The 25517-nt window shown below is 67.8% G+C and carries 21 protein-coding genes and 1 pseudogene; 17 read left to right on the top strand and 5 right to left on the bottom strand.

The genetic code is table 11. The annotated features are described in order from the left end of the window. Nucleotides 1-40 precede the first annotated feature (40 nt). Nucleotides 41-1279, bottom strand: coding sequence for an IS256 family transposase (locus tag ASG80_RS04250; RefSeq protein WP_369816209.1), 1239 nt, complete (start codon nt 1277-1279; stop codon nt 41-43). A gap of 186 nt (nt 1280-1465) precedes the next feature. Then, nucleotides 1466-2149 carry a helix-turn-helix domain-containing protein gene (locus tag ASG80_RS04245; protein WP_056728830.1) on the bottom strand — a complete coding sequence of 228 codons (684 nt, stop codon included), beginning with the start codon at nt 2147-2149 and terminating at the stop codon, nt 1466-1468. Between the two features lie 380 nt (nt 2150-2529). On the opposite strand from ASG80_RS04245, the pseudogene ASG80_RS24340 reads away from it, so the two are divergent. The 10 genes and pseudogenes from ASG80_RS24340 to ASG80_RS04200 form a co-directional block, all read left to right on the top strand. Further along, a pseudogene (locus ASG80_RS24340) lies at nt 2530-2640 on the top strand (IclR family transcriptional regulator); the annotation flags it as partial. Between the two features lie 53 nt (nt 2641-2693). Then, complete coding sequence (locus ASG80_RS04240) at nt 2694-3320, top strand: IclR family transcriptional regulator (RefSeq protein ID WP_235508159.1); 627 nt, start codon at nt 2694-2696, stop codon at nt 3318-3320. 103 nt (nt 3321-3423) lie between these two features. After that, entirely contained in the window at nt 3424-4713 is a 1290-nt protein-coding gene (locus ASG80_RS04235) for a cytochrome P450 (RefSeq protein WP_056728828.1), read from the top strand. 1 nt (nt 4714) lies between these two features. Then, the gene (locus ASG80_RS04230) at nt 4715-5785 is read left to right on the top strand and encodes a PEP/pyruvate-binding domain-containing protein (RefSeq protein WP_056728826.1); all 1071 of its coding nucleotides are present in this window, start codon (nt 4715-4717) and stop codon (nt 5783-5785) included. Between the two features lie 79 nt (nt 5786-5864). Beyond that, nucleotides 5865-7706 carry a PEP-utilizing enzyme gene (locus ASG80_RS04225; RefSeq protein WP_235508158.1) on the top strand — a complete coding sequence of 614 codons (1842 nt, stop codon included), beginning with the start codon at nt 5865-5867 and terminating at the stop codon, nt 7704-7706. A 47-nt stretch (nt 7707-7753) separates the two neighbouring features. Beyond that, nucleotides 7754-8518, top strand: a complete 765-nt coding sequence (locus ASG80_RS04220; protein ID WP_056728821.1) for an SDR family NAD(P)-dependent oxidoreductase — start codon at nt 7754-7756, stop codon at nt 8516-8518. A gap of 70 nt (nt 8519-8588) precedes the next feature. Then, entirely contained in the window at nt 8589-8909 is a 321-nt protein-coding gene (locus ASG80_RS04215; RefSeq protein WP_156401640.1) for a 2Fe-2S iron-sulfur cluster-binding protein, read from the top strand. Between the two features lie 12 nt (nt 8910-8921). Further along, complete coding sequence (locus tag ASG80_RS04210) at nt 8922-10205, top strand: NAD(P)/FAD-dependent oxidoreductase (RefSeq protein ID WP_056728820.1); 1284 nt, start codon at nt 8922-8924, stop codon at nt 10203-10205. Nucleotides 10206-10216: 11 nt separating this feature from the next. Further along, nucleotides 10217-10867 carry an HD domain-containing protein gene (locus tag ASG80_RS04205; RefSeq protein ID WP_056728818.1) on the top strand — a complete coding sequence of 217 codons (651 nt, stop codon included), beginning with the start codon at nt 10217-10219 and terminating at the stop codon, nt 10865-10867. Further along, complete coding sequence (locus ASG80_RS04200; RefSeq protein WP_082589742.1) at nt 10864-12399, top strand: aldehyde dehydrogenase family protein; 1536 nt, start codon at nt 10864-10866, stop codon at nt 12397-12399. Before ASG80_RS04205 ends, ASG80_RS04200 begins: the two co-directional genes overlap by 4 nt. A 558-nt stretch (nt 12400-12957) precedes the next feature. On the opposite strand, the gene ASG80_RS23355 is transcribed toward ASG80_RS04200, so the two are convergent. Together ASG80_RS23355 and ASG80_RS22760 are read right to left on the bottom strand one after the other, a co-directional pair. Then, complete coding sequence (locus tag ASG80_RS23355; protein WP_156401634.1) at nt 12958-13098, bottom strand: hypothetical protein; 141 nt, start codon at nt 13096-13098, stop codon at nt 12958-12960. Beyond that, complete coding sequence (locus ASG80_RS22760) at nt 13098-13469, bottom strand: oxidoreductase C-terminal domain-containing protein (RefSeq protein WP_082589741.1); 372 nt, start codon at nt 13467-13469, stop codon at nt 13098-13100. Before ASG80_RS22760 ends, ASG80_RS23355 begins: the two co-directional genes overlap by 1 nt. Before the next feature lie 439 nt (nt 13470-13908). Here ASG80_RS22760 and ASG80_RS04195 point away from each other — a divergent pair, with 439 nt between their 5' ends. The 3 genes from ASG80_RS04195 (at nt 13909) to ASG80_RS04185 (ending at nt 17085) form a co-directional block, all read left to right on the top strand. After that, nucleotides 13909-15216: an ABC transporter substrate-binding protein gene (locus ASG80_RS04195; RefSeq protein WP_235508157.1), complete on the top strand. Its 1308-nt coding sequence runs from the start codon at nt 13909-13911 to the stop codon at nt 15214-15216. Nucleotides 15217-15310: 94 nt separating this feature from the next. After that, nucleotides 15311-16255 carry a carbohydrate ABC transporter permease gene (locus tag ASG80_RS04190; RefSeq protein WP_082589754.1) on the top strand — a complete coding sequence of 315 codons (945 nt, stop codon included), beginning with the start codon at nt 15311-15313 and terminating at the stop codon, nt 16253-16255. After that, nucleotides 16252-17085: a carbohydrate ABC transporter permease gene (locus ASG80_RS04185; protein ID WP_056728814.1), complete on the top strand. Its 834-nt coding sequence runs from the start codon at nt 16252-16254 to the stop codon at nt 17083-17085. The genes ASG80_RS04190 and ASG80_RS04185 overlap by 4 nt, the downstream gene beginning before the upstream one ends. Nucleotides 17086-17169: 84 nt before the next feature. On the opposite strand, the gene ASG80_RS04180 is transcribed toward ASG80_RS04185, so the two are convergent. After that, the gene (locus ASG80_RS04180; RefSeq protein ID WP_056728811.1) at nt 17170-19662 is read right to left on the bottom strand and encodes a glycoside hydrolase family 3 protein; all 2493 of its coding nucleotides are present in this window, start codon (nt 19660-19662) and stop codon (nt 17170-17172) included. Nucleotides 19663-19756: 94 nt separating this feature from the next. Here ASG80_RS04180 and ASG80_RS04175 point away from each other — a divergent pair, with 94 nt between their 5' ends. The 4 genes from ASG80_RS04175 (at nt 19757) to ASG80_RS04160 (ending at nt 25449) form a co-directional block, all read left to right on the top strand. Beyond that, a complete protein-coding gene (locus ASG80_RS04175) occupies nt 19757-20344 on the top strand; it encodes a TetR/AcrR family transcriptional regulator (RefSeq protein WP_056728809.1) in 588 nt (195 codons plus the stop codon). 109 nt (nt 20345-20453) lie between these two features. Continuing rightward, a complete protein-coding gene (locus ASG80_RS04170; RefSeq protein WP_056728807.1) occupies nt 20454-23057 on the top strand; it encodes an alpha-L-rhamnosidase in 2604 nt (867 codons plus the stop codon). Further along, nucleotides 23054-24298, top strand: a complete 1245-nt coding sequence (locus ASG80_RS04165; RefSeq protein WP_056728805.1) for a glycoside hydrolase family 1 protein — start codon at nt 23054-23056, stop codon at nt 24296-24298. Before ASG80_RS04170 ends, ASG80_RS04165 begins: the two co-directional genes overlap by 4 nt. Continuing rightward, a complete protein-coding gene (locus ASG80_RS04160; RefSeq protein ID WP_056728803.1) occupies nt 24295-25449 on the top strand; it encodes a serine hydrolase domain-containing protein in 1155 nt (384 codons plus the stop codon). Before ASG80_RS04165 ends, ASG80_RS04160 begins: the two co-directional genes overlap by 4 nt. Nucleotides 25450-25517 lie beyond the last annotated feature (68 nt).

Here is a 25517-nt window from a genome sequence, read left to right as displayed (position 1 = left end):
GGGTCTGTCAGATTAACGGTGGATCTGGGCTGGCGCATGGTTAGTTGATGCGGCCTTCGAAGGTGATCGCGAAGGCGTTGAGCGCGGGCTTCCACCTGGTCACCCAGCGTGCCCTGCCGCGACCTGTCGGGTCAAGCGACCGGGTCACGAGGTAGAGACACTTCAGCGCGGCGGCATCGTTGGGGAAGTGACCGCGCGCCCGGACCGCTCGGCGATAGCGGGCGTTGAGGGATTCGATCGCGTTGGTGCTGCAAATGATGCGGCGGATCTCGACGTCGTAGTCCAGGAACGGGATGAACTCGGTCCACGCGTTCTCCCAGAGCTTGCGGAYCGCCGGATACATCGTGCACCACTTCTCCGCGAACTCTTCGAACCTGGCCCTCGCGGCCGACTCTGTCGGCGCCGTATAGACCGGCCGCAGATCGCGGGCGATCTGATCCCAGTACTTCCTCGAAGCGAAGCGAAACGTGTTGCGGATCAAGTGGATGATGCAGGTCTGGGTGATCGCGAGCTCCCAGGTCGTGGTGATCGACTCGGGCAGACCCTTCAGGCCGTCGCAGACGACGATGCAGACGTCCTCGACGCCGCGGTTCTTCAGCTCGGTGAGTACGCCGAGCCAGAACTTCGCGCCCTCGCCGCCGTCGCCGGYCCAGATCCCGAGGATGTCGCGTTCCCCGGCCGTGGTGACCCCGACAGCGACGTAGAACGGCTTGTTGCGGACCTGCCCGTCGCGGACCTTGACGACGATCGCGTCGATGAACACCACCGGATATACGCGATCCAGCGGACGGTTGGACCATTCCGTGAGCTCTTCGATGACCTTGTCGGTGATCTTCGAGATCGTGTCCTTGCTCACGCTGGCGCCATACACCTCGTCGAAATGCGCGGCGACCTCACCGGTGGTGAGCCCGCGCGCGGTCAGCGAGAGGACGATCTCGTCGATCCCGTCCAGGCGCCGTTGTCGCTTGCGGACGATCTTCGGCTGGAACGACCCATCACGATCGCGTGGGACCTCGATCTGCACCGGTCCGACCTCGGTGAGCACGGTCTTTGACCGTGTCCCGTTCCGTGCGTTCTCACCCGCGCTGGAGGCGTGCTTCTCGTAACCGAGATGCTCGGTCATCTCCGCCTCGAGCGCGGTCTCGAGCACCGTCTTCGTCAAGCCGCCCAACAGGCCTCCCGGGCCGACGAGGCTGACGCCCTGTTCCTTCGCCTGAGCGAGCAGCTGCTCGGCGATCTGCTGCTGATCGATGATCTCTCCCGTCACGGGATCGATCATCTCGATCGTCTGGGTCATTGCCCTTCCTTTCGGTCAGGCCAGCCCCAGATCCACCGTTTTCCTGACAGTCCCNGTCCTGATCATCATCGCCATCACGTTGATCCAGCGCCGGATCCTCCGACAGGACACACAGATGCTGATCGATGATCTCTCCCGTCACGGGATCGATCATCTCGATCGTCTGGGTCATTGCCCTTCCTTTCGGTCAGGCCAGCCCCAGATCCACCGTTTTCCTGACAGTCCCCACCCAGCTTGAATGTCGGTCAGGGTCGATGCGGGCAGCCCGTGCTGGTCCGCGGTGTGGGTGAACGTGGTGACCACGATCGGGCCGGTGATGCGGGGGTGGGCGCTGATGTGCAGCAGGTAGCGGGAGTGGTCATCGAGCCAGGAGATGATCTCCGTGTCGGTTCCGTCGGCGAGGGGCCAGTGCGTGAAATCGGACTGCCAGGTCTCGTTGGGTTGGGCGGCTTCGAACCGGATGATCGAGGAACGTGGCCGTTTCTGTGGCTGCGGGGTGATCATGTCGTGGGCGCGAAGGACGCGCCAGATCGTGGATGTGGCTGGTGCGGGCAACCCGGCGCGTTCGAGTCGTGCGGCGATGGATTCCGCGCCGGCGTCCAACCCCGCATGGGTGAGCTCGTCGCGGAGTTCCAGGATCCGTGCTCGGGTCGTGGGGGTCGTCGCCGTCGGTGAGGTCCGAGGTCGACGTGAGCGGGGCTCGAGCCCGGGTTCGCCTGACTCGCGGTAGCGGGCGAGGAGGACGTGCACCCATTGCCGTCCGACACCGAATCGTGCTGCAGCTTCGGAAGGGGTCAGCCCGCCGACGATGACCGCGAGGACGATCACACGATTCCGGTTCCGATTCGCCATGCACCATCGTCGACCAGTCGTCGATGTCCCGACACATCACCAGAGTCGCCCATGTCTCGACCCACCAGTCGTCGATGTCCTGAAACCAGACACTGTCAGCCCGGTGGTGCAGTAAAAGTCCTTGGTGGGAAGCGATTTCTCGCCGGGACTTTTCTCCGTCTCGAGGCGGCGTCCAATCCGTGCTGAGGGCCCGACAAAGGACTAACCGGGGCCAACCGGGAGTACTCGGAACGCGCGCGGTCCAGACGCGTGCTCGTGGTGGTGCTCACGCTGCCAAGCTCGCACGATCCCCTGAGCGGGGCAAGGTATGCTTCCGCTGACCGGAACCAGCCCAGTTGCCGGAGCGGCCGGGCGAGAGGTTGAGCACGAGGAGGTGCACGATGGCGGGGGGAGTCTCGCGCCCGGGGGAGACCGTGACCCAGCGCACCCTCTCCATCCTGGCCGTGTTCGAGAAGAGCCTGGCGCCGCGGAGCCTCACCGAGATCGCCCACGAGACCGACCTGGCGCCGAGTACGACGCATAGGCTGGTCGCGGAGCTCGAAGAATGGGGGCGCTGCAGCGCGACGGGCACGGTCGCTACCAGATCGGCATCCGCCTGTGGGAGCTGGGTCAACACGCCGGCCGCCAGGTGCGCGAGATCGCACGCCCGCTGCTGCAGGACCTCTACACGCTCACCAACGAGACCGTGCACATCGCGATCCGCGAGCGCAACGAGGTGCTCTACATCGACCGGGTCTACGGCACGCGCCGAGTTCCGCAGGCATCGCGCGTAGGCGGCCGCCTGCCGCTGCATGCGACGGCGGTGGGCAAGGTGATCCTCGCACACGAGGACGAGTGGCTCCGTGAGGCCGTGCTCGCCCAGCCGCTCGAGAGCCGCACGCCGAACACGCACGTCGATCCCGACGCACTCCGGGCGGAGCTCGCGGGGATCCGCGAACGGGGATACGCGGTGACGGTCGACGAGGTGCGGATGGGGGCTTCGTCGATCGCCGTTCCGGTGTTCCAGCGCGAGGGCACCATCGGCGCGGCGCTGGGCCTCGTGGCGGGGGCCGAGGACCTCGACACGCTCGAGCGTCACCTTCCGGCGCTCCGCGGCATCGCCCGCCGCATCGAGTCGAGCGTGGGCGGGTTCCCCATGCGAACGCTCGCGCCGGAACGACGCCGCAAGTGAAGTCGATTCCACTGAGCAGAAGACGGGATCGCAGCGCACCCCGACTGGGCTTTGAATGATCGCACCCCGCCCCCGCGGATCGCCTGCTGACGAAGGAGTTGTCATGGCCGTATCGCCGACCGAGAGCACCGTGGCCACGCGCCCGCCCACGGCTTCGGCCTGCCCCGTCGACCACGGAACCGGCCACCACGGCTACTCGCCGTTCGACATGGACGACCCGTTCGAGGCCTATGCGAAGCTCCGCAGCGAGCACCCGGTCATGTACGACGAGCGGATCGGCTACTGGGTCGTCTCGCGCTGGGCCGACGTGCGCGCCGTGTTCGAGGACTGGGAGACGTTCTCGAGCGAGAACGCCCAGGCTCCGGTCCGCGAGCGGGGGCGCGAGGCATCCCGCATCATGAAGGAGGGCGGATTCACCGCGTACTCGGGTCTCTCGGCACGCGTGCCACCTGACCACACGCGCATCCGCGCGATCGCCCAGCGCGCGTTCACCCCGCGCCGGTTCAAGGCGCTCGAACCGGCGATCCGCGAGAACACCCGCACCGCGCTGCGGGCGATGCTCGAGTCCCCCGACCGCACCGGCGATTTCCTGATGGATGTCGCCTACGAGATCCCCACGGTCACGATCTTGACGCTGCTCGGCGTCGACCCGGCGATGGTGCCCACCTACAAGCGTTGGTCGGACTCGCGCGCCGCGATGACCTGGGGCGACCTCTCCGACGACCAGCAGATTCCGCACGCGCACAACCTCGTCGAGTACTGGCAGGAGATGCAGCGGCTGGTGGCCGATGCGCATGAGCGCGGGGGCGACGACCTGGTCGCCGACCTTGTCGAGGCGCAGGATGCCGGCGCTGAGATCTCCGACCACGAGATCGCCTCGCTCTGCTACAGCCTGCTGTTCGCCGGGCACGAGACCACGACGACGCTCATCGCCAACTCCATTCGGGTGCTGCTCTCGCACCGTGAGGCGTGGGACGCGATCGTCGCCGACCCCGCGCGCATCCCCTCGGCGATCGACGAGGTGCTCCGGTACAGCGGCTCGATCGTCGCGTGGCGACGAAAGGCGACGCGCGACGCCGAGATCGGCGGGACGCCGATCCCGGCCGGTGCGAACATCCTGCTCCTGATGGGCTCGGCCAACCGAGACGAAGACGTGTTCGCGCACCCCGAGCAGTTCGACATCGACCGCACCGACGCACGCAGCCACATGTCGTTCGGATTCGGCATCCACTACTGCCTCGGCAACATGCTCGCGAAGCTCCAGGATCGGATCGTGCTGGAGGAGACCATCGCGGCGGTGCCGTCGCTCCGCCTGGCCGACGGGCCGATCGGCTTCCGCGAGAACCTGTCGTTCCGCGTTCCGACATCCGTCGCCGTGACCTGGGAGGCCTGACGTGCCCGACAACCACTACATCCGCTTCTTCGACGAGAAGGGCGCTGCGCCGCTCGAGCTCCTCGGCGGCAAGTGCGCCTCCCTCGTGGCTCTCACGGACGCGGGCATGCCCGTGCCGCCTGGGTTCGCAGTCACGACCCACGCCTACACGGCGTTCCTCGAAGCGTCGGGGATCGCTTCCGACATCCACCGGCTGCTCGCCGGGATCGATGCCGACGATGTCGCGCACGTCGACGAGGTCTCCGCCAGGATCCGCGACGAGATCCGGCGACTGCCGGTGCCGCAGCAGGTGCACGACGAGTTCACGGTCGCGTACGAGGCGCTGCAGGCTCGGTTCACCGAAGGCACCGCCGTCGCCGTGCGGTCGTCGGCCACCGCCGAGGACCTGCCCGACGCGAGCTTCGCCGGCCAGCAGGACACCTACCTGTGGCTGCGCGGCCGCGACGAGGTCGCCGAGCACGTCCGCCAGTGCTGGGCGTCGCTCTACACCTCTCGCGCGATCGTCTACCGCAAGAAGAACGGCATCCCCGACGAGGGGCTGTCGATGGCGGTGGCAGTGCAGGCCATGGTCGACGCCCGTGTGGCCGGCGTCGCGATGACGATCGACCCCACCACCGGTGACCGGTCGACGATCGTCATCGACGCCGCGTGGGGCCTCGGCGAGCTCGTCGTGTCCGGCAAGGTGACGCCCGACAACCTCCACGTCGACAAGGTCATGCTCTCGGTCACGAGCGAGACGATCGGCGACAAGCACCTCGAGCTCGTCCCCGATCCCGAGGCGAAGTCGGTCGTCGAACGCGACGTCGAACCCGAGCGCCGCGGCATCCGCAGCCTCACCGATGCCGAGGCGAAGGCCATCGCCGCCATCGCGAAGCGCGCCGAGAAGCACTTCGGCGTCCCCCAGGACATCGAGTGGGCGATCGACCGAGGGCTCCCCGACGGCGAGAACCTGCTGCTGTTGCAGTCGCGCCCCGAAACCGTGTGGGCGAATCGTGGCGAGGTCCCGACGACGACATCGGGCTTCGGCATCGAGAGCATCACGAAATCCCTGCTGGCCCAGATCGGCCGCTGAACCGCCCGGCGCCCGGCACTGTGACGGCGCCCCCATCGCACCACCCCGAAACCCCCAGCACCCAGAAATGAGGACAGCCATGTCAGAGACGACAATGGTCGCCGAGGCGCCCGTGCGGCGCGCGTTCCCCAGCCCGTACGACCAGCCGGCACCGGCCGGGGCCGAGGGCTGGAAGAGCCTGTACGCCTACAACCTGGTCTTCCAGGACAACCGCCGCGAGGTCGAGGAGGCCAAGTTCTGGTTCTGCGACAGCCAGCACTGGCCGACCGTGACGAAGCCGTTCGAGACCATTGGCTTCGAGTTCGCGGTCGGATGCCTCGGCCAGTACAACTCGCGGCAGCTGCTCATCCCAACTGCCAACGGCATCGAGTACCGGATCCACAACGGGTACGTGTACATGTCGCCGGTCGCGGTCGACCCGGCCGACATCGAGGCGCGCGTGCCGCAGTTCCTCCAGCGCGCGGGCCACTACTTCCAGAACTGGGAGAGCCTGCTGCAGAACTGGCACGAGAAGCTCCATGCCACCATCGCCGAGCTCGAGGCGCTCGACTTCCAGGCCCTGCCCGACGCCATCCCGGTCGAGGATGTGCTCGCCGGCAAGGGCACCGGGCCCGCGACCGAGCTGCTCGGCTCGTACGACCGCCTGATCTCGCTCGCCTACCGCGCGTGGCAATACCACTTCGAGTTCCTGAACCTCGGCTACGTGGCCTACCTCGACCTGTTCATGTTCTGCAAGGAGGCGTTCCCGCGCATCCCCGACCTGGCCATCGCCACCATGGTGCAGGGCGTCGACATGGAGCTGTTCCGCCCCGACGACGAGCTGAAGAAGCTCGCGAAGATCGCGGTGCGCGACGGTCTCGCGGCGCTCTTCGCCGACACGTCCGACGCCGAGGGCACCCTCGCCGCGATCGCGGCGCACCCGTCGGGCACCGCATGGACGAAGACGTGGCAGGAGGCGCAGGACCCCTGGTTCAACTTCACGACCGGCAACGGCTTCTACGCGCACGACGAGTACTGGCGTGACGTGCCCGCCATCCCGCTCGGATTCGTGAAGAACTACATCGAGCAGTTGCAGGCCGGCGTCGACATCGACCGGCACGTCGACGAGCTCGTCGCCGAGCGCGACCGCATCACGGGCGAGTACGCCGAGCTGCTCTCGGGCGATGCGCTCGAGACGTTCCAGGGCAAGCTCGGGCTTGCGCGCACCGTCTACCCCTACGTCGAGAACCACAACTTCTACATCGAGCACTGGACGATGGGCGTGTTCTGGCGCAAGGCCCGGCAGCTGTCGAAGATGCTGCACGAGCAGGGGTTCTGGACCGGCGAGCACGACATGTTCTACCTGCGGCGCGACGAGGTGCGCGAGGCGCTCTTCGACTACGTGAACGGCTGGATGGTCGGCGCTCCGCCGATCGGACCCGACTACTGGCCCACCGAGGTCGAGCGACGGCGCTCGATCGTCGACGCGCTGTCGACCGCGCGCCCGCAGCCCGCCCTGAACGCGCCGCCCGAGGTCATCACCGAACCGTTCACCCTCATGCTCTGGGGCATCACCGACGACCAGATCGCGAACTGGCTCGGCACGGGCGACGTGCCCGACGGGACCTTCAAGGGCATGGCGGCCTCGCCCGGCGTGGCCGAGGGTCCCGCACGCGTGATCTCGAGTGCCGACCAGCTCACCGAGGTGCAGGACGGCGAGATCCTCGTCGCGCCGGTGACCGCGCCGAGCTGGGGACCGATCTTCGGCAAGATCCGCGCGACCGTCACCGACATCGGCGGCATGATGAGCCACGCCGCGATCGTGTGCCGCGAGTACGGCATGCCGGCGGTGACCGGCACCGGCACCGCGTCGGCCGAGATCCGCACGGGCCAGCGCCTCCGGGTCGACGGCAACACCGGCACGGTCACCCTCCTCGACTGACCAATCCCCACGCCCCGACTCCCGGAAGCCCCGACCCTGGACACGCGATGACGACTCCGACCCCTCGCCGCACCCGCACCGTGCTCGTCACGGGAGCTGCGGGCGGACTCGGCCGCGCCTTCGCCGATGCGTTCGCCGCCGCCGGCGACCGCGTCGTGCTGGCCGATCTCGATCGTGCCGGCGCGGAGCGCGCGGCATCCGAGATCTCGACGTCGTCACCGGTTCCCGCGGTCGGGGCGGGGGTCGACGTGGTCGACCGCGACTCGACCGACGCGCTCGCACTGCTCGCCGCCGAGGCGGGCGGCGGCCTCATCGACGTGGTCGTGAACAACGCCGCGATCTACGCGACGATCCGTCGCTCGCCGTTCGAGGAGATCGACGACGCCGAGTGGGATCGCGTGCTCGCCGTGAACCTCAAGGGGCCATGGCAGGTCACCCGCGCTTGCTCGCCGTACCTCGGCGAGGGCGGCCGGGTCGTGAACATCTCGTCGGCGACCGTGCTCAGCGGTTCCGCCCAGTGGGCGCACTACGTGGCGTCGAAGGCGGGGGTCATCGGACTCACACGAGTGCTCGCACGCGAACTGGGGGAACGCGGAGTGACCGTGAACGCGGTCGCGCCCGGCTTCACGCTCACCGAGGCGAGCGAGAACCTGCTGTCGGATGCCGCGACCTACGGCGTCGACCGCGGATCGATCAAGCGCCCCATCCACCCCGACGACATCGTCGGCACGGTGCTGCATCTCGCATCGCCGGCAAGCGGGTTCGTCACGGGCCAGACCATCGTGGTCGACGGCGGCCGCCAATTCCTCTAGGAGGGAGAGACACATGACCATCACCGACCCCATGACGGCATCAGCGGATGCCGCGAACCAGGAGCAGACCGTGAGCAGAGTGGTCTACACCGCCGACGACGGCACCGTGACCGAGATCGACGGCCGCCCCGGCGACTCCATCATGGAGACCGCGGTGCGCAACGGCGTGCCCGGAATCATCGGCGAATGCGGCGGCAGTCTCTCGTGCGCGACCTGCCACGTGTTCGTCGCCGCAGAGACCCTCGCCCTGGTCGGCACGCCCGGCGACCTGGAGGACGAGATGCTGGACGGCACCGCCGTCGAGCGCGAGGAGAACTCGCGGCTCTCGTGTCAGATCAAGTTGCAGTCAGGCTGCCGATACCACGTCACCACACCATCCGAGCAGATCTGATCGGCGAGGCTCATGGACACCACACTCATCGTCGGCGCCTGTCAGGCCGGCGTGCAACTCGCCTCGGTCATGCGTGACCTCGGCGACACCGACTCCATCATCCTCATCGGCGAAGAGGCCCATCGCCCGTACCAGCGCCCGCCGCTGTCGAAGGGATGGCTCAAGAGCGAGCTGACGCCCGACGACGTCATCCTGCGTTCGCGCGAGTGGTTCGCCGGCCGGGGCATCGAGCTCATCTCGGGAGACCGGGTCGTGACGGTCCACCGGGATCCCGACGGCTCGGGCACGGCGACCACCCTGGGCGGCCGTGTCATCCGCTTCACCCGTCTCGCGCTCACGACCGGGGCCTCGGTGCGACGCCTGACGGTCGCGGGAACCGACTACCGCGGCGTGCACTACCTCCGCGACGCCGACGACGCACTCACGCTCGAACCTGCGCTCCGCGAGCCGGATGTCGATCATGTCGTCGTCATCGGCGGCGGATTCATCGGCTTGGAAACCGCCGCCGTCGCCCGCCAGCTGGGCAAGTCGGTGACCGTGCTCGAGGCCGGTCCGCGGCTGGTCGGGCGGGTGGTCGCCGAGGAGACGAGTGCGTTCTACCTCGCGGCACACCGCCGGCGCGGCACCGAGGTGGTGCTCGACGCCCGGATCACGAGGATCGTCGGCGACGACGCGAGCGCCGCAGGCCAGAAGGGATCGGTCACCGGGGTCGAACTGGCCGATGGCAGGATCGTGCCCGCCGATCTCGTCGTCGTCGGTATCGGGGTGGTGCCCCGCGTCGAGCTCGCCGACCAGCTCGGACTCGAGATCGACAACGGAATCGTCGTGGACGCGACGTGCCGGGCATCCGACGGGCGCACGGTCGCCGCCGGAGACTGCGCCAGCATGCCCAACCCCTATCCGCTCGGACTCGGCGGCCGGGTGCGCCTCGAGAGCGTCAACAACGCCCTCGAGCAGGCGAAGATCGCCGCCGCCACACTGCTCGGCCGGCCGGAGCCGTACGTCAGCGTGCCGTGGTTCTGGTCGGACCAGGCCGACCTCAAGCTGCAGATCGCCGGCCTGTCGACGGGGTACGACGAGGTCGTCGTCCGAGGCGAACCCGACTCGGAGAAGTTCGGCGTGCTGTACTACCGGGACGGCCGTCTCATCGCCGCCGACATGGTCAATAGGCCCGCCGAGTTCATGGCCGTCCGCCACGCGCTGATGAAGGGCCACACCATTCCGCCGGATGCCGCAGCCGACGTCGACGTCCCGCTCAAGCAGTCCGTGATCGACCCTGCCGCCCTCGCCGCCTGAGGAGACACGCCATGACCATGACCCTGCAGACCATCCATCCAGTCGACACCACGCCGATCGTCGCGTCCCCTGGCAGCGAAGACCTCGACCCGCTCTGGCGGGCGATCGTGGACGAGTCGCGCGCCCGCGGCAACGACATCCACCTGCCGATCTCGTTCGCCTACGCCGAGCGGCTGTGCGATGCGTATCCGGATGCGGACGCGCTCGTCGTGCGCGTTGCGATCCTGCTCCACGACACCGGGTGGGCCCGCGTCGACGGGTCGCGCATCATCAGCGAAGGATTCGCGGGCGACTGGCGCACGGCGGACGTGCGCTTCGAGCATGAGCGGCACGGCTGCGACATCGCTCGCGAGGTGCTGCCACCGCTGGGCTTCGACGACGAGTTCGTCACACGAGTCACCGCGATCATCGACGGACACGACACCCGGCCCGAGTCGCGGTCGATCGAGGACAGCCTCGTGCGCGACGCGGACCGCCTCTGGCGGTTCACGCCGGCCGGCATCGCGCTGGCGTCGGGATGGTTCGGCCTCACGCCGGCGAAGTACGTGCGGCGCCTGCGGGTGGAGATCGTGCCCGAACTCCTCACGCAGGCGGCAGTCGAGATGGCCGAGGCCGAGCTCGGGCGCTCCGAGGCGCTGCTGAAGACGGAGCAACTGTCATGACGATTTCCTCGACCCCGGCGCCGGCCCCGGCTCCGGCGCTGACTCACGATGTGCTCGCGTCCGCCCACGACGCGGCCTCCGCGACGCTGCCGTACCGGCACGTCGACGACCTCTTCATCGACGGCGAGTACCGCCCGGCCGAGGGCGCCGGACGCTTCGAGGTGGTCGACCCGGCGACCGGCCGCGCCTGGGCATCGGCGCCGATCGCCGCGCCGGCCGACGTCGACGCGGCCGTGGCCGCCGCTCGCCGCGCGTTCCCCGGCTGGAGTGGGCTCGCACCGTCTGAGCGGGCACACCGCATGCTCGCCATGGCCGACGCCGTCGAGCGCCGCGCCGGCGAGCTCGCCACGACGAACACGCTCGAGAACGGGTCGCCGGTCGCCGAGACATCCCGCGCCGCGTCGAACGCCGCCGGCATCATCCGGTACTTCGCGTCCCTTGCCGAGTATCTCGAGCGCGACGACGTGCGCGTCGCGCCCCTGCATCCGAGCATGGCGACGTCGGTGCACCGGGACGCGATCGGGGTCTGCGCGCTGATCGCGCCGTGGAACTTCCCGATCAACCTCGTCGTGATCAAGCTCGCACCCGCGCTGATCGCGGGGTGCACGGTGGTGATCAAGCCGGCGTCGCCGACGCCGCTGTCGATCCGGTTCATCGTGGATGCCGCGGTCGAGGCGGGGATACCGGCGGGAGTCGTGAACCTCGTGACGGGCGACAGCTCCGTGGGGGATCAGCTGGTGCGGCATCCGGATGTCGACAAGGTCGCCTTCACCGGATCGACGCCCGTCGGCCGCCGCATCGCCGCGGCCTGCGGGGAACTGCTGCGCCCCGTGACGCTCGAGCTCGGCGGCAAGTCGTCGGCGATCGTACTGCCGGATGCCGACCTCGAGCACCTGGGGAGCGTGCTGCTGCGCAGCTGCCTGCGTAACACCGGGCAGACCTGCTACATCTCGACCCGCCTCGTCGCGACGCCAGAGCGGTACGACGAGGTCGTCGAACTCGCCGCCGCGACGGTTTCGACGGCGCAGCTCGGCGACCCGCTCGACCCGGCGACCGCGTTCGGCCCCGTCGCGACAGCCGCGCAGCGGGACATCGTGCGGGGCTACATCCGCTCGGGCATCGACGAAGGGGCCCGCGTCGTGGCCGGCGGCGACGTGCCGGCGCCGTTCGAGCACGGGTCGTGGGTGACGCCGACGGTGTTCGCCGACGTCACGCCCCTGATGCGGGTCGCACGCGAGGAGATCTTCGGGCCCGTGCTCACCGTCATCCGCGCCGCGGACGTCGACGCGGCCGTGTCGATCGCGAACGGGACCGAGTTCGGCCTCGGCGGCATCGTGTTCGGCAGGGACGAGGACCGTGCCTTCGACGTCGCGCGACGCGTGGACACCGGATCGATCGGCGTCAACTTCTTCGCGTCGAATCACGCCGCTCCGTTCGGCGGACGCCACGACTCCGGCCTCGGCGTCGAGTACGGCATCGAGGGTCTCGCTGCGTACCTGACCCCTCAATCGGTGCACCGCACGCGGAAGTGAGGCCGGCGGTGGGCGGACCGTCACACCCTTCCGCGCCACCGCTCGTGGCGTGCGCGCCGCCATGCGTCGTCGCGTCCTCGACGACCTGTCGTACCGCGAGGCGAGCGAGCGGATCGGCCGTGAATCCGCCCGCACCGGCGGAGTCGACGACGTTCGACGTGTCATGCGCTCCTAGCCGCTCGCATGTTCGAAGAGCGTCACAAGCACGTGGCCGGATTCGAGGAAGGGCCGTCAGCACTTCGACCAGCACCGTGTTGCGCAGTTCAACGCGATCGTCGCGTTCCCATCGTTTTCCCATCACAATCAACCGTGAGTGACCGGAACCGACCGGGTACGATCAAGGGCAGCGAACCGTCCGGTTCCCTGTAAACACAAGGGAATCCGCGAGTTCCTGAGACAACCGGTGAGGATTCGAGAATGCCTGGATCCTCCAAGGGGTCGCAGGTTCAAATCCTGTCAGTCCGACCGTTGAAACCACTGATCAGAGGCCGTTTCGGGAGAACCGAGACGGCCTCTGTCGCGTCTAGCAGCTGATCTGACATCCGTTCCTGACATCCATTAGCCCAGGGCCTCGCTCAGGACCTCCATCGCGGAGGCGGACACCTCGGGGGAGACGTGCCCGTAGATGTCGCCGGTGGTGGCGACCGACGAGTGACCCAGGACTTCGGAGGCACCGTACGAGCGCACCGAGTCGCGCATCACCCTGCGTAACGGCACCCCGGCCGGGTGGATAGTCGCGGGATCGCTCGGGGGATGTCACACACGGCCTCGGCGTTGGTTTCGGCGGCCAATGAACGGCTCGCGAGCATTCTTCTGGCCTTGATATGCGCGCCAGGGGTGTTGATGGTCTCGACGGCGACAACATCGTCGTGATGGGTCCGGCACACCGTAAGTTTTCCGGTTTCGTCATTGCGCGCCACGACCTCTGCGGCGTCGTCGTGTGACGCGATGCCGGCGATCTGAAGGTTGCGGTCACCCTGCAGGGGGCGCCGGCAGCTGCCGACGTTGCTGCTCGGATGATCGGTAGCACACAGGACGCCTGGATGTCGGTTTCCGGTTCGAGTGGGCATAGCGGACCGGACACCTCTGGAGGCGACGCGCGCGGCGCTCTCGTCCGGGATGCTGAGCGTGCTGGCTACAGATCCTCAAACCGCCGACCTGCTTTTGGCAGACGTGATTTCGAGAGCTTCCTCGTAACTTCCCGCTCGACGAGCTGATCAACTGGACGACCCTGTCGCTTCGACTCCCTGATCGATGTGACCGTCTTAGCTCGCGACGCAGCTCATCCGTGCTTCGAGAAGGCCTCGCCATCCGCGGAGAGCGAGTCGACGAGGCAGCCCCGCAACTCGAGCGCTGCATCCGAACCGTGCAGGACTCATCGGGTCGATTCCATGCGAGGATCACTATCCGATAACCCCTCATTGACAGGGATGCTGCGTGCGCGTACTGTGATCCGAAAGCCAGTCATTGACTGGTAATTACCAAGAGTGACTTTACAAGGAGGTAAAGGTGTCTGCTAAGCGACGGATGCCGGCGATCGTGCTCGCCGGCGTGACGACCCTCGCGCTCGGCTTGTCCGGGTGCGCAGCCGGAGGCGGGACCAGCGACGGAGAGGCCGTGGAGCTCTCCTTCTTCATGGGGAACGTCGAAGCGAACGTGGCAACCGCCGAGGGGCTGATCGCGGCGTTCGAGGCTGCGAACCCCGATATCACGATCGACCTCGACAGCTCGGGTCCGAGCGGTGCCGAGGGAGACAACCTGACCAAGACCAAGCTGGCGACGGGGGAGATGGCCGACCTCTTCTGGTACAACTCCGGCTCGCTGTTCCAAGCCCTGAATCCCGATCAGACGCTCCTCAACATGGCCGACGAACCCTGGGTCGATTCGCTCAACGAGTCGTACGTGCAGACGGTGTCCACGGACAACGGCGTCTACGGGGCACCGGCCGGCACCGCAACGGGCGGCGGGGTGTTCTACTACATTCCGGACTACGAGGAGCTCGGACTCTCCGTGCCCACGACCTGGGAGGAATTCGCCGCCAACAACGAGGCGCTGAAGGCGGCCGGCAAAGAGGCCGTCATCCAGTCGTACGCCGACACCTGGACGTCGCAGATCTTCGTCCTCGCCGACTACTTCAACGTCCGGGCGGAAGACCCCGATTGGGCTGAGAAGTACACCGCCGGCGAAGTCAAGTACGCCGACGATCCCGTCGCGATGGCGGGCTTCCAGCACCTCCAGGACGTCCATGAGGCGGGATTCCTGAACCAGGACTTCGCGTCGGCGACGTTCGACGACGCCCTGCGGAAGGTTGCGAACGGCGAGGGAACGCACTACCCGATGCTGACGTTCGCGATCAGCACGATCGCCGACCTCTACCCCGACACCGTCGACGACATCGGCTTCTTCGCGCTCCCCGGCGACGGGGCGAACGGCCTGACCGTCTGGATGCCGCCCGCGATCTACGCGTCGGCCAACACCGAGCACCCCGAGGAGGCGAAGCGATTCCTCGAGTTCGTCGCGAGCGTCGACGGATGTGATGCGATGACCGACGCGGTCGGCGTCAGCGGTCCGTACCTCGTCGATGGCTGCACCATTCCCGACGACGTTCCTCGTGCGGTCGCAGACATGCTTCCGTACTTCGAGGAGGGCGGCGAGACCTCGCCCGCGCTGGAGTTCCTCTCGCCGATCAAGGGCCCGTCGCTCGAGCAGATCACGGTCGAGGTCGGCTCCGGCATCCGGAGCGCTGCTGACGGGGCGGCGCTCTACGACGAGGATGTGAAGAAGCAGGCGCAGCAGCTCGGACTCCCGGGCTGGTGATGACCTCCATCTGGCCGGAAACGGTCTTGGCGAACCGTCTGCGGGGTGGGTGCTCACCCACCCCGCAGACCCGTCAGTGAGGACGACAATGACCATGACCTCCGTCACCTCTGCGCCCACCATCCCGCCGCCGCCGCCGATCGAACCCGAGCCGGCCAGGCCGCGGCTGTCGGGGCGGATCAGGGCGAATCGCCCATACCCAGGCTGGTTCTACCTACCGGCTGCCATCATCTACACCATCCTGTTCCTTGTCCCCACGGTGGCCTCGTTCTACTTCAGCCTCACGCGTTGGACGCTGTTCGACGTCGAGTTCATCGGGTTCCAGAACTTCATCCAGTTCTTCCAGGAGCCGATGCTCGTCCAGGGGTTCACGAACACCTTCGTCTATGCGGCGATCACGTCCGGCGCCAAGGTCGTCATCGGCCTGGCTCTCGCAGTGCTCCTGACATCGGAGATCGTGGGACGCGGATACCTCCGCGCGGTCGTGTTCTTCCCCGTACTGGTGTCGACGATCGGCGTCGGCTTCACGTTCAAGGTCCTGATGGACCCGTTCGACGGGCTCATCAATCAGACACTTGCGGTCTTCGGCATCGAGGGTCCGGGCTGGCTCACGGACCCCTCCCTCGCACTCATCTCGGTGGCGTTGGTCGACATCTGGAAGGGTGTCGGCCTGGCGACGCTGATCTTCATGGCGGGCATCGTCGCGATCCCGCGGGAATACTATGAGGCCGCGAAGGTCGATGGGGCCGGCGGATGGCGCAACTTCTGGTCGATCACGGTGCCGCTCGTCCGACCGGCGACCAACACGGTCATCATCCTCTCGCTCATCGGCGGGCTCCGATCCTTCGATCTCATCTGGGCGATGACGCGCGGCGGACCCGGATTCACGAGCGACGTCATCGCGTCCGTCATCTACAAGCAGTACCAGGCCGGATTCTACGGTCTCTCGACGGCGGGGAACGTCATCCTCTTCCTGGTCGTCACGGCCATCATCCTGCCGTTGTTCATCTGGCTCAATCGACGAGAGGTCGAACTGTGAAGCGTTCGCGCATCGCCCGGATCGGCGGGGGCGTCCTCGCCATCGCTGTCTCCGTCGTCGTCTTCCTCGTGCCGTTCGCGTTCATCCTGCTGACGGCCGGCAAGACCAGACAGGATGCCGCCCTGCTCGACTTCTCGTGGCCGGAGCAGTTCGCATTCGTCGAGAACTTCCTGGCGGTGGTGCAGGCCCGCGACTACATCCTGATCACCGCCTTCGTGAACAGCTTCGTCCTGACGGTCGCGTCGGTGGCGATCATGGTCACGCTCGCCGCGATGGTCGGGTGGGTGCTCCAGCGTCGGATCTCGCGATGGAATGGACTCATCAACTTCATCGTGCTCAGTGGGCTGATCATCCCTCCCGCGGTGGTGCCCACCGTGTGGGTCATGCAGGGTCTCGGCCTGTTCAAGACGTTACCTGGACTCACCCTCATCGAGGTCGCGTTCGGGCTGTCGTTCTGCGTGCTGCTGTTCCGCGCGTTCGTCTCGACCATCCCTCGGGAGCTCGACGAGGCGGCGTTGCTCGACGGTGCGGGACCGATCAGGCTGTTCTTCCAGGTCGTCTTCCCGTTGCTGCGGAGCGTCATCGTCACCGTGGTGGTCGTGCAGGTGGTGGTCGTGTTCAACGACTTCACCAACCCGCTCTACTTCCTCCCCGGCGATGAGAACGCGACGGTGCAGCTCACGCTGTACAACTTCCAGGGGCAGTTCAGCACCGAGTGGAACCTGCTCTTCATGGACATCCTGCTGATCACCATCCCGCCGCTCGTGATGTACATCTTCTTCAACCGGCAGATCGTCGCGGGGTTGACCGCCGGCGCCGTCAAGGGATGACCTGATCGCAGTCGCACGGAAGCGACCCGTCTCAATGGGGCCGGGTCGCTTCCGTCTGTCCCGCCGGCGACGGCGAGGGAGTCGTCAGGCTCCTGAGGACGCAGTGGCGGCTTCGAGCACCGCGGTCGCGGGCGGAGCTGCAGGCACCGTGACGGTCGTGCTCAGGACGAGGTCGGTCGCCGAGAAGCCGACCATCACGCGATACTCGCCCGGCTCGACGTGCCACCCGCCGTCTTCCCAGTGGGCGAACCGGCGCCAGGGAAGCTCGACGTCGACCCGAGTCGAGTCACCGGCCTGCAGGTGCACGGCATCGAACCAGGCCAGCCACCGCGTCGGACGATCCACCTCGGATGCGTCCGCTCGTGACAGGTAGAACTGCACGACCGCTTTCCCGGCGCGTGTCCCGACATTGTCGATCACGGCCGACACCATGCGCCGCTCGGGATACCTGTCTTCCACCTCGAGCTCCGAGAGGACCCATTCCGTGTAGCCGAGTCCATGACCGAACGGATATGCCGGCGGGATGCCGGAGCGGAGCCAGGCACGGTATCCGACGTGGATTCCCTCGCGGTACTCGAGCCGGCCGTTCCTCGGCGTCACGTCGGTCACTGGGATCTCGTGCTCGTGGCCCGGCCAGGTGACGGGAAGGCGCCCACCCGGCTCGACGTCGCCACTGAGCACATCGGCGAGCGCGTCCCCGAACTCCTGGCCCGGGAACCAGGAGGCGATCACGGCGGCGACCTCATCGCGCCAGGGGAGTGTGACCGGTGCTCCGGAGTTGACGACGACGATCGTCCGCGGATTCGCCGCGGCGACCGCTCGGACGAGTTCATCCTGAGCTCCCGGGAGGCTCAACGAGGAACGATCGAATCCTTCGGACTCCACCTCGCTCGACGTGCCGACCACGATGATCGCCACGTCGGCTTCCGTCGCGACCCGCACCGCGTCATCGATCAACGTGCCGGCGTCGGTCGTGACCGGGGGGAGGCCGACCTTGAGGGCGAGTGAATCCGGGATCCCGCCTGGAACCGGACGGAAGCGCACCACCAGGTCGACGGTCGCGCCGGTCACCGGCACCGCGACATCCGTGAACGGTGGGCTCAGGACTGCGGTTGCCCGGTCGTCGCCCGGTGCCGTTCGCAGCTCACCTCGAGCGACGGTCTCGCCGTTCGCGACGACTTCGAAGTCCGAGAGACCGCCGACCCCGAGCGACAGCGTGCCGCTGATGTCGCGTACGTCGTACTCGAATGCGAATTCCACGACCGCCGCCGCGGTGGCGATCGATGCCCCATCGAACCACACAAGCGAGCTGGCTTCGCGCACGTCGCGACCCATTTCGGATCCGTCCTCGTCGAGGTATCGCACCAGCAGGCCGGGTTCGCCATCCGGCGTCCGGTAGGAGCCCGGCGCCAGCTCTGCCAGCCCGCTCTGGACGACCGATCCGCGCGACCACTCCACGGTCGCCTGCGGCCAGCGCGCGCGGATCCCCTCGAGTGGTGAGACCACGGAGGCAGGAACGACCGTCGCGCTGCCGCCGCCCTGCGTGCGGGCGACTGCCGCACCCTCACCGATCACCGCGACCCGGGTCGGCGTTCCGAGTGGGAGGATGCCGTCGTTCCGCATGAGCACCATGCCATCAGCTGCGGCGGCTCTAGCGATGCCGCGGACCTCACGTTCAGTGGAGGGTTCAGCGGTGCGATCAGCCTCGAATCCGGCCAGCGCACCGACTCGTGCAGCGAGGCGCAGGATTCGCAGGACCTTGCGATCGATGAGATCCACGGAGATCTCCCCGGAACGAACCGCTACGACGAGCCGCTCGCCCCACGGGCCGCCCGGGCCGGGCATCACGATGTCCTGGGGGTGGCGTGCGGAATCGAGGGAACGCACGGCGGTCCAGTCGCTCACGACCGCGCCGTCGAACCCCCACTCGTCGGAGAGCGGCGTCGTGAGCAGCGGATTCTCGGAGGCGGTGGCACCGTTGATGGAGTTGTACGCGCTCATCACGAGCCACGAACCGCCGTTCACGATCGGCGACTCGAACGCGAGGAGGTAGACCTCCCTGAGTGCTCGCTCGTCGACGCGGACGTCGACGATGAAGCGATCGGTCTCCGAGTCGTTGGCCACGTAATGCTTGACCGTCGCGGCGACGCCATGCTCCTGGATTCCGGAGACGTATTCCGTCGCCAGCTCGGAGGTCAGGAGCGGATCCTCGCTGAACGCCTCGAAGTGGCGGCCGCCGTACGGGGAGCGCTGGATGTTGATGGTGGGCGCCAGCACGACATCGACCTGCTTCCGTCTGGCCTCGCTGCCGAGCCCCCGCCCGACGCTCCGGACGCGGTTGCGATCCCACGAGGCCGCAACCGCCGTCGGGGAGGGGAAGTTGCACGATGGCGATCGCTCATCCCATCGCGGGCCCCGCACGCCGGCGGGTCCGTCCGACATGACGATGCTGCGGAGTCCGATGCTCGGCATCGCCTGCATGGTCCACGAGTCGCGACCGGTGAGCAGGCTGACCTTCTCGTCGAGGGTCAGTCTCGAGATGAGGGATCGGAGCTGCTCCGTCGTTGGATCTGGCACGCGTATGCCTCCTCCGTTGGCCTTTCGGCCACAGTAACGCAAAAACCAGTCATTGACCTATATTTCCGAACCGCGCAACCGGTAGCATGCATCTATGGCAGAGCGGCGGCAGTACGCGAAGGGTCTCGCGAAGCGCGAGGAGATCCTCGACGCCGCGCTCGAGCTCTTCTCCCGCAACGGGTACGACCGCACCTCGGTTCGCGAGGTCGCGCGTCTGACCGGGCTCAGTCAGGCCGGCCTCCTGCACTACTTCACGACGAAGGAGGAGCTCTTCACCGAGGTGCTTCGCCGTCGCGACGTCCGCAACGAGCAGGTCTACGACGTGAATCGGGGCGACCCGGTCACCGCTGGCGGGCTGGTGTCGATCGTGCGGCACAACGCCGAGGAGCCTGGACTGGTGAGGCTCTACGTCTCGATGTCAGCCGAGGCGACCGATGCGGAGAGCCCGGCCCGCGGCTTCTTCGAGGAGCGCTACCGGAAACTGCGTACCGACCTCGCGAATGACGTCCGGCAGAAGCAGGATGCCGGCGAGCTCGCTGCCGATCTCGATCCGGATGCCATCGCGGCGTTGCTCATCGCCGCCGCGGACGGCCTGCAGGTGCAGTGGCTTCTTGAGCCCGAGGGGCACGACATGGGGGAACGCCTCGAGCAGCTCTGGTCCGCCCTGCGTCGCGTGCACTGACCAGCCTTCTCCGACCCTCGACTGCAGCCTTGGGTACCTGCCTGCTTGCAAAACCAGTCAATGACTGGCATTCTTGCTTGGACATCGCCGTTGTCGTCGAAGGAGCACCGTGGCCCTGCAGGTCTCATCAGTCACGCTCGAGCACCACCGTCCCGGGAGGCTCGGAATCGGCGAGCGCGCGCCGCGCATCTCCTGGATGGTCGCCGAAGCGGCGCCCGAGTACGAGCAGCGTGGCGCCCGAATCGCCGTGGAGCGGACTCGGCCCGACGGTGTGTCCACCGAGTCCGTCCATGAAGTGGACGGGGCTCCGCAGGTCCTCGTCGATTGGCAGGCTGAACCCCTCGGCTCCCGCGAGGCCGTCGCCGTTCGAGTCCAGGTGACGGACGGCGAACGCTGGAGCGACTGGAGTGAGGCCGTGACGGCGGAGACCGGCCTGCTCGAGCCGAGCGACTGGGAAGCATCGTTCGTCGGACCAGGATGGGTCGAGCCCGACGCCGACCTGCGGCGTCCCCCGCGTCTCCGCCACGAGTTCACCATCGACGGTGCCGTGCGCCATGCGCGCGCCTACGTCTCGGCCCACGGCCTCATCGAATTGGAGATCAACGGCGCTCGTGTCGGCGACGAGGAACTCACGCCCGGCTGGACGAGCTATCGGCATCGGCTCCGGTATGCGACCTTCGACGTGACGGACCTCATTCACCACGGCGTCAATGCGGTGGGTGCGTGGCTCGGGGACGGATGGTGGCGCGGCCGGATCGGTTACGCGGGCGGTCAGACCGACGTGTACGGCGCCGACATCGCGGGGTTGGTCCAGCTCGAGATCACGCTGCAGGACGGACGGCGCGTGGTGGTCGCATCCGACGGAGAATGGCGTGCTGCGATCGGGCCCATCATCTCGAGCGGACTGTACGACGGGGAGCGCTTCGACGCACGACTGGACGACGCGACGTGGTCGATGCCCGGCGCGGCCGGCGACTGGAGCCCGGTCTCGGTGCATCCGCTCGACCCGTCGATCCTCGTCGCACCGACCGGACCTGCGGTGCGGGTCGTCGACGAATTGCGGCCAATTCACATCGAGCGTCGGGAAAGCGGACGTTGGCTGCTGGACTTCGGACAGAACCACTCCGGACGGCTGCGCCTCAAGGCGGAGGGTCCGGCGGGTCATGTCGTCCGGATCCGGCACGCCGAGGTCCTGCAGCACGGCGAGCTTCACACCGAGACGCTTCGCACCGCGCGGGCCACCGATGAGTTGGTGCTTCCGGGCGGCGCCGTCGAATGGGAACCGCGGTTCACGATCCATGGCTATCGCTACGCCGAGCTGTCGGGATGGCCCGGTGAGCTCGGTGAAGACGACGTCGTGTCTCGAGTCATCCACACCGACATGGTCAGGACGGGGTGGTTCGACACCTCGTCGGAACTGATCAACCGCCTGCACGAGAACGTGGTCTGGAGCCTGCGGTCGAACTTCGTCGACCTGCCGACCGACTGCCCGCAACGAGATGAACGCCTCGGCTGGACCGGCGACATCCAGGTGTTCGCACCGAGTGCGACATTCCTCTACGACGTCACCGGGCTGCTCGCCGGGTGGCTCCAGGACCTCTCGGCCGAGCAAGCTGAGCACGACTGGGTCCCTCCATTCGTTCCGTACCTGCCGCTGCCGCCGTGGACCGGGTTCGCGAAGGACCCCACGGCCGTCTGGGGCGACGTCGCCGTGCTTACGCCGGCCGTGCTGTTCGAACAGTCGGGCGACCGAGCATTGCTGCGGCGGCAGTACGCCAGCGCCGCCGCCTGGCTCGAACACGTCGAACGGGCGGCCGGCCCGTCGAGGATCTGCGAGGGCACCGTGCAGCTCGGGGACTGGCTCGACCCGAACGCGCCGGCTGATGACCCGATGAAGGCCATGACCGACCCCGCACTCGTCGCGACGGCATACTTCGCGCACTCCGCGACCGTGCTGTCGGCCGTAGCCGCGGAGCTCGGTGAGCGCGACGACGCCGGCCGATACGCCCGGCTGGCAGAAGAGGTGCGGCAGGCCTTCGCGGAGCGGTACATGGGAGCGGACGGCCGCCTCGCCGGCGACACGCAGACCGCGTACGCCCTCACGACGACGTTCGACCTCTGGCCGAGCGAGGACGCCGAGCGGGCCGGAACCCGCCGACTCGCCGAGCTCGTCGGGCAGGCCCGCGGGCGGATCTCGACCGGCTTCGCCGGTACCCCGGTCGTGTCGGACGCGCTCAGCGAGACCGGCCACCTCGCGGAGGCGTACCGCCTGCTCGAATGCACCGAGGCGCCGTCGTGGCTCTACTCCGTGGTGAGCGGCGCGACCACCGTCTGGGAACGGTGGGACAGCCTGCTTCCGGACGGAACCGTCTATCCCGGCGAGATGACGTCGTTCAACCACTATGCGCTTGGAGCGGTCGCTGACTGGCTGCACCGCGTGGTGGCCGGCATCGCCGCCGACGCCCCGGCGTGGCGCCGCATCCGCTTCGCACCACGACCCGGTGGCTCACTGACAAGAGCGGCCGCGCGTCACACCACCCCGTTCGGTGTCGCGGGCATCCGATGGGAACTGGGCGACGACACGCTGCGCGTGGAGATCGAGGTCCCTCCGGGCGCGACCGCCATCGTGGATCTCCCCGGCGTCGACGGCGAGGAAGTCGGCCACGGCACCCACGCCTTCGAGGTCCCGTTCGAGACGGAGTCCTCCCGATGAGCGCCCGCAATTTCCCGGAAGGCTTCCTCTGGGGGGCAGCGACTGCCGCCCACCAGGTCGAGGGCTGCAACACGAACAGCGACTGGTGGCACTTCGAGCACGCGCCGCTCTCCGCGGCCCGCGAATCGTCCGGCGACGGCATCGACCACTGGCACCGATACGCCGAGGACTTCGCGCTCCTTGCCGAGTTGGGGCACACGGCGCATCGGCTGTCCGTGGAGTGGGCTCGCATCGAGCCCGCGCCGGGTGAGTTCAGCGCCGCAGCGCTCGGTCACTATCGCGACGTGCTGACCGAGTTGCGACGACAGGGCATGACCTCCTTCGTCACGCTCCAGCACTTCACCTTGCCGCACTGGTTCGCCGCGTCCGGTGGTTGGACGGCGCCGGATGCCCTCGAACGCTTCGAGCGCTACGCGCGGACGGTGCTCGACGCACTCGGCGATCTCACCGACTTCGTCTGCACGATCAACGAACCGCAGATGGTCGCGCTCCACGGCTACCTCGAGGGGTACCACCCGCCCGGCGTCACGAATCCGACGCTCTGGCGACGCGTCGGTCGCGTGCTGCTCGACGCACATCACGTCGCCGTCCATGCCACCCGGCAGCACAGCGACGCATCGCCGGGACTCGTGGTCCAGCTTCCCGTGCTCGCCCCCGCGCGCGACGACGCGGTGACGTGGGCGTTCTGCGAGGCGATGCGCCGTGAGATCGTCGATCTCTACCTGGACGGGCTCCGCGCACCCGACGGCGGGGACTGGCTCGGAGTCCAGTACTACCGCAAGAACTGGGTCGATCCGGCCCTTCCCACCCTGTTCGCCGCGCCGCCCAGGGGTGTCCGAACCACGCAGATGGGATGGGCCGTGCATCCTGAAGGCCTCTACGAGATGCTGCGTAGAGCCGCCGGCACCGGCCTCCCCCTGTACGTCACGGAGAACGGCATCGCGACCGAGGACGACGATGAGCGCATCGAGTACCTCGAATCCCATCTGTCGGCGGTCGCGCGCGCGATCGCCGACGGGGTCGACGTCAGGGGCTACATCCACTGGTCCGCGTTCGACAACTTCGAATGGTCCGAAGGATACGGTCCCAAATTCGGCCTCATCGCCGTCGACCGGATCGACGGGTTTCGCCGAACGCCGAAACCGAGTGCGCACGCCTTCGCGCGAGTGGCCCGCAGTGGTCGGATCGGCGAACTGCGCTCGGCCTTCGTGTCGGCGGTGGGAATGGCGGCGGCGCGATGAGCGCTACCCTCGGCATCCCGGCCCAGGGGCACGCCGTCGCCGGATTCGAGCCCCTCAGGGAGATGTTCGACGGCTTCCTCCGACATGATCCCGACTACTCGGCGCAGCTGTGCATCCACCTGGGCGACGAGCGCGTCGTGGATCTCGTCGGCGGAGCTGTGGGGGCGGACTCGCTCACGGGCGTCTACTCCGTGAGCAAGGGCGCCGCCGCATTGGTGATCGCAAGGCTCGTCGACGCAAGCCTGCTCGACCCGGACCTCCCGGTGGCGCACTACTGGCCGGAGTTCGGAGCCGAAGGCAAACGCGAGATCTCCGTTCGCCAGGCGTTGTCGCACCAGGCTGGTGTGCCGGCGATCGACGGGCGATTCCGGCTGGAGGAGGTGCTCGAGTCCGCCGGGGGCGCCGAGCGGCTGGCGGCTCAACGACCGTTCTGGAGGCCCGGATCGGCATTCGGGTACCACGCCCTAACCATCGGCATCCTGATGGAGGAGTTGGTCCGGCGCGTGACCACGACCTCGCTGCAGGACGTGTTCGAGCGAGAGATCCGTTCGCCTCGCGACGCCGACTTCTACCTGGGCCTGCCGGAGGCCCTCGACGCGCGCTACGTCCCGATCCAGGACATGCGCCCGAATGAGGAGCAGCGCCGGGAGATCGAGGCTCGGCCGCCGAGGGACGCGCTGGCCGAGCTGGTCTTCTCCAACGTCGACGTGCCCGACGAGCTGGGCCCAGACGGGCTGAGCACGAACAACGCGAAGGTTCGACGAGCCGGACCCGCCGCGATCGGCGGCGTCGGTTCCGCATGCGGGCTCGCTTCGCTCTACGCGGACGCCCTGCCGGATTCACAGAACGCCGTCGCCCGGCGGCCCGCATTTCGCGCGATGTCCCAGCAGCATTCGTGGGGCATCGACCGCGTCCTCGACGTCGCCAACAGCTTCGGAATGGTCTTCATGCTGCCGCAGCCGAGAATGCCCTACGGAAGCGCCCAGGCGTTCGGGCATGACGGAGCCGGCGGCGCGCTCGCCTTCGCGGACCCGGGGTCGGGCATCGCATTCGGCTACATCCCGGTGCCGATGCAGTTTCCCGGCGGTGCGGATCATCGGGCGGTCGCATTGGCGCGGAGAGCTGGGGAGATCGCCGCAACGCTGCGGTGACAGCATGGCGCACTGCGAGGCCGGTCTCGAGCAGGGTGGCGTCGTCGGTCATGACGGGTCTCCTCGGT

The sequence above is a fragment of the Agromyces sp. Soil535 genome, assembly GCF_001428255.1.
Taxonomy (GTDB): domain Bacteria; phylum Actinomycetota; class Actinomycetes; order Actinomycetales; family Microbacteriaceae; genus Agromyces.
This window is presented reverse-complemented; position numbering and strand designations above follow the sequence as displayed.

Coding starts and splice junctions, on each gene's coding strand:
- ASG80_RS04245 (WP_056728830.1), bottom strand. CDS start 2,149: ATGGCGAATCGGAACCGGAATCGTGTGATCGTCCTCGCGGTCATCGTC.
- ASG80_RS04240 (WP_235508159.1), top strand. CDS start 2,694: ATGGGGGCGCTGCAGCGCGACGGGCACGGTCGCTACCAGATCGGCATC.
- ASG80_RS04235 (WP_056728828.1), top strand. CDS start 3,424: ATGGCCGTATCGCCGACCGAGAGCACCGTGGCCACGCGCCCGCCCACG.
- ASG80_RS04225 (WP_235508158.1), top strand. CDS start 5,865: ATGTCAGAGACGACAATGGTCGCCGAGGCGCCCGTGCGGCGCGCGTTC.
- ASG80_RS04220 (WP_056728821.1), top strand. CDS start 7,754: ATGACGACTCCGACCCCTCGCCGCACCCGCACCGTGCTCGTCACGGGA.
- ASG80_RS04210 (WP_056728820.1), top strand. CDS start 8,922: ATGGACACCACACTCATCGTCGGCGCCTGTCAGGCCGGCGTGCAACTC.
- ASG80_RS04205 (WP_056728818.1), top strand. CDS start 10,217: ATGACCATGACCCTGCAGACCATCCATCCAGTCGACACCACGCCGATC.
- ASG80_RS04200 (WP_082589742.1), top strand. CDS start 10,864: ATGACGATTTCCTCGACCCCGGCGCCGGCCCCGGCTCCGGCGCTGACT.
- ASG80_RS23355 (WP_156401634.1), bottom strand. CDS start 13,098: ATGCGCGACTCGGTGCGCTCGTACGGTGCCTCCGAAGTCCTGGGTCAC.
- ASG80_RS22760 (WP_082589741.1), bottom strand. CDS start 13,469: ATGCCCACTCGAACCGGAAACCGACATCCAGGCGTCCTGTGTGCTACC.
- ASG80_RS04190 (WP_082589754.1), top strand. CDS start 15,311: ATGACCTCCGTCACCTCTGCGCCCACCATCCCGCCGCCGCCGCCGATC.
- ASG80_RS04175 (WP_056728809.1), top strand. CDS start 19,757: ATGGCAGAGCGGCGGCAGTACGCGAAGGGTCTCGCGAAGCGCGAGGAG.
- ASG80_RS04165 (WP_056728805.1), top strand. CDS start 23,054: ATGAGCGCCCGCAATTTCCCGGAAGGCTTCCTCTGGGGGGCAGCGACT.
- ASG80_RS04160 (WP_056728803.1), top strand. CDS start 24,295: ATGAGCGCTACCCTCGGCATCCCGGCCCAGGGGCACGCCGTCGCCGGA.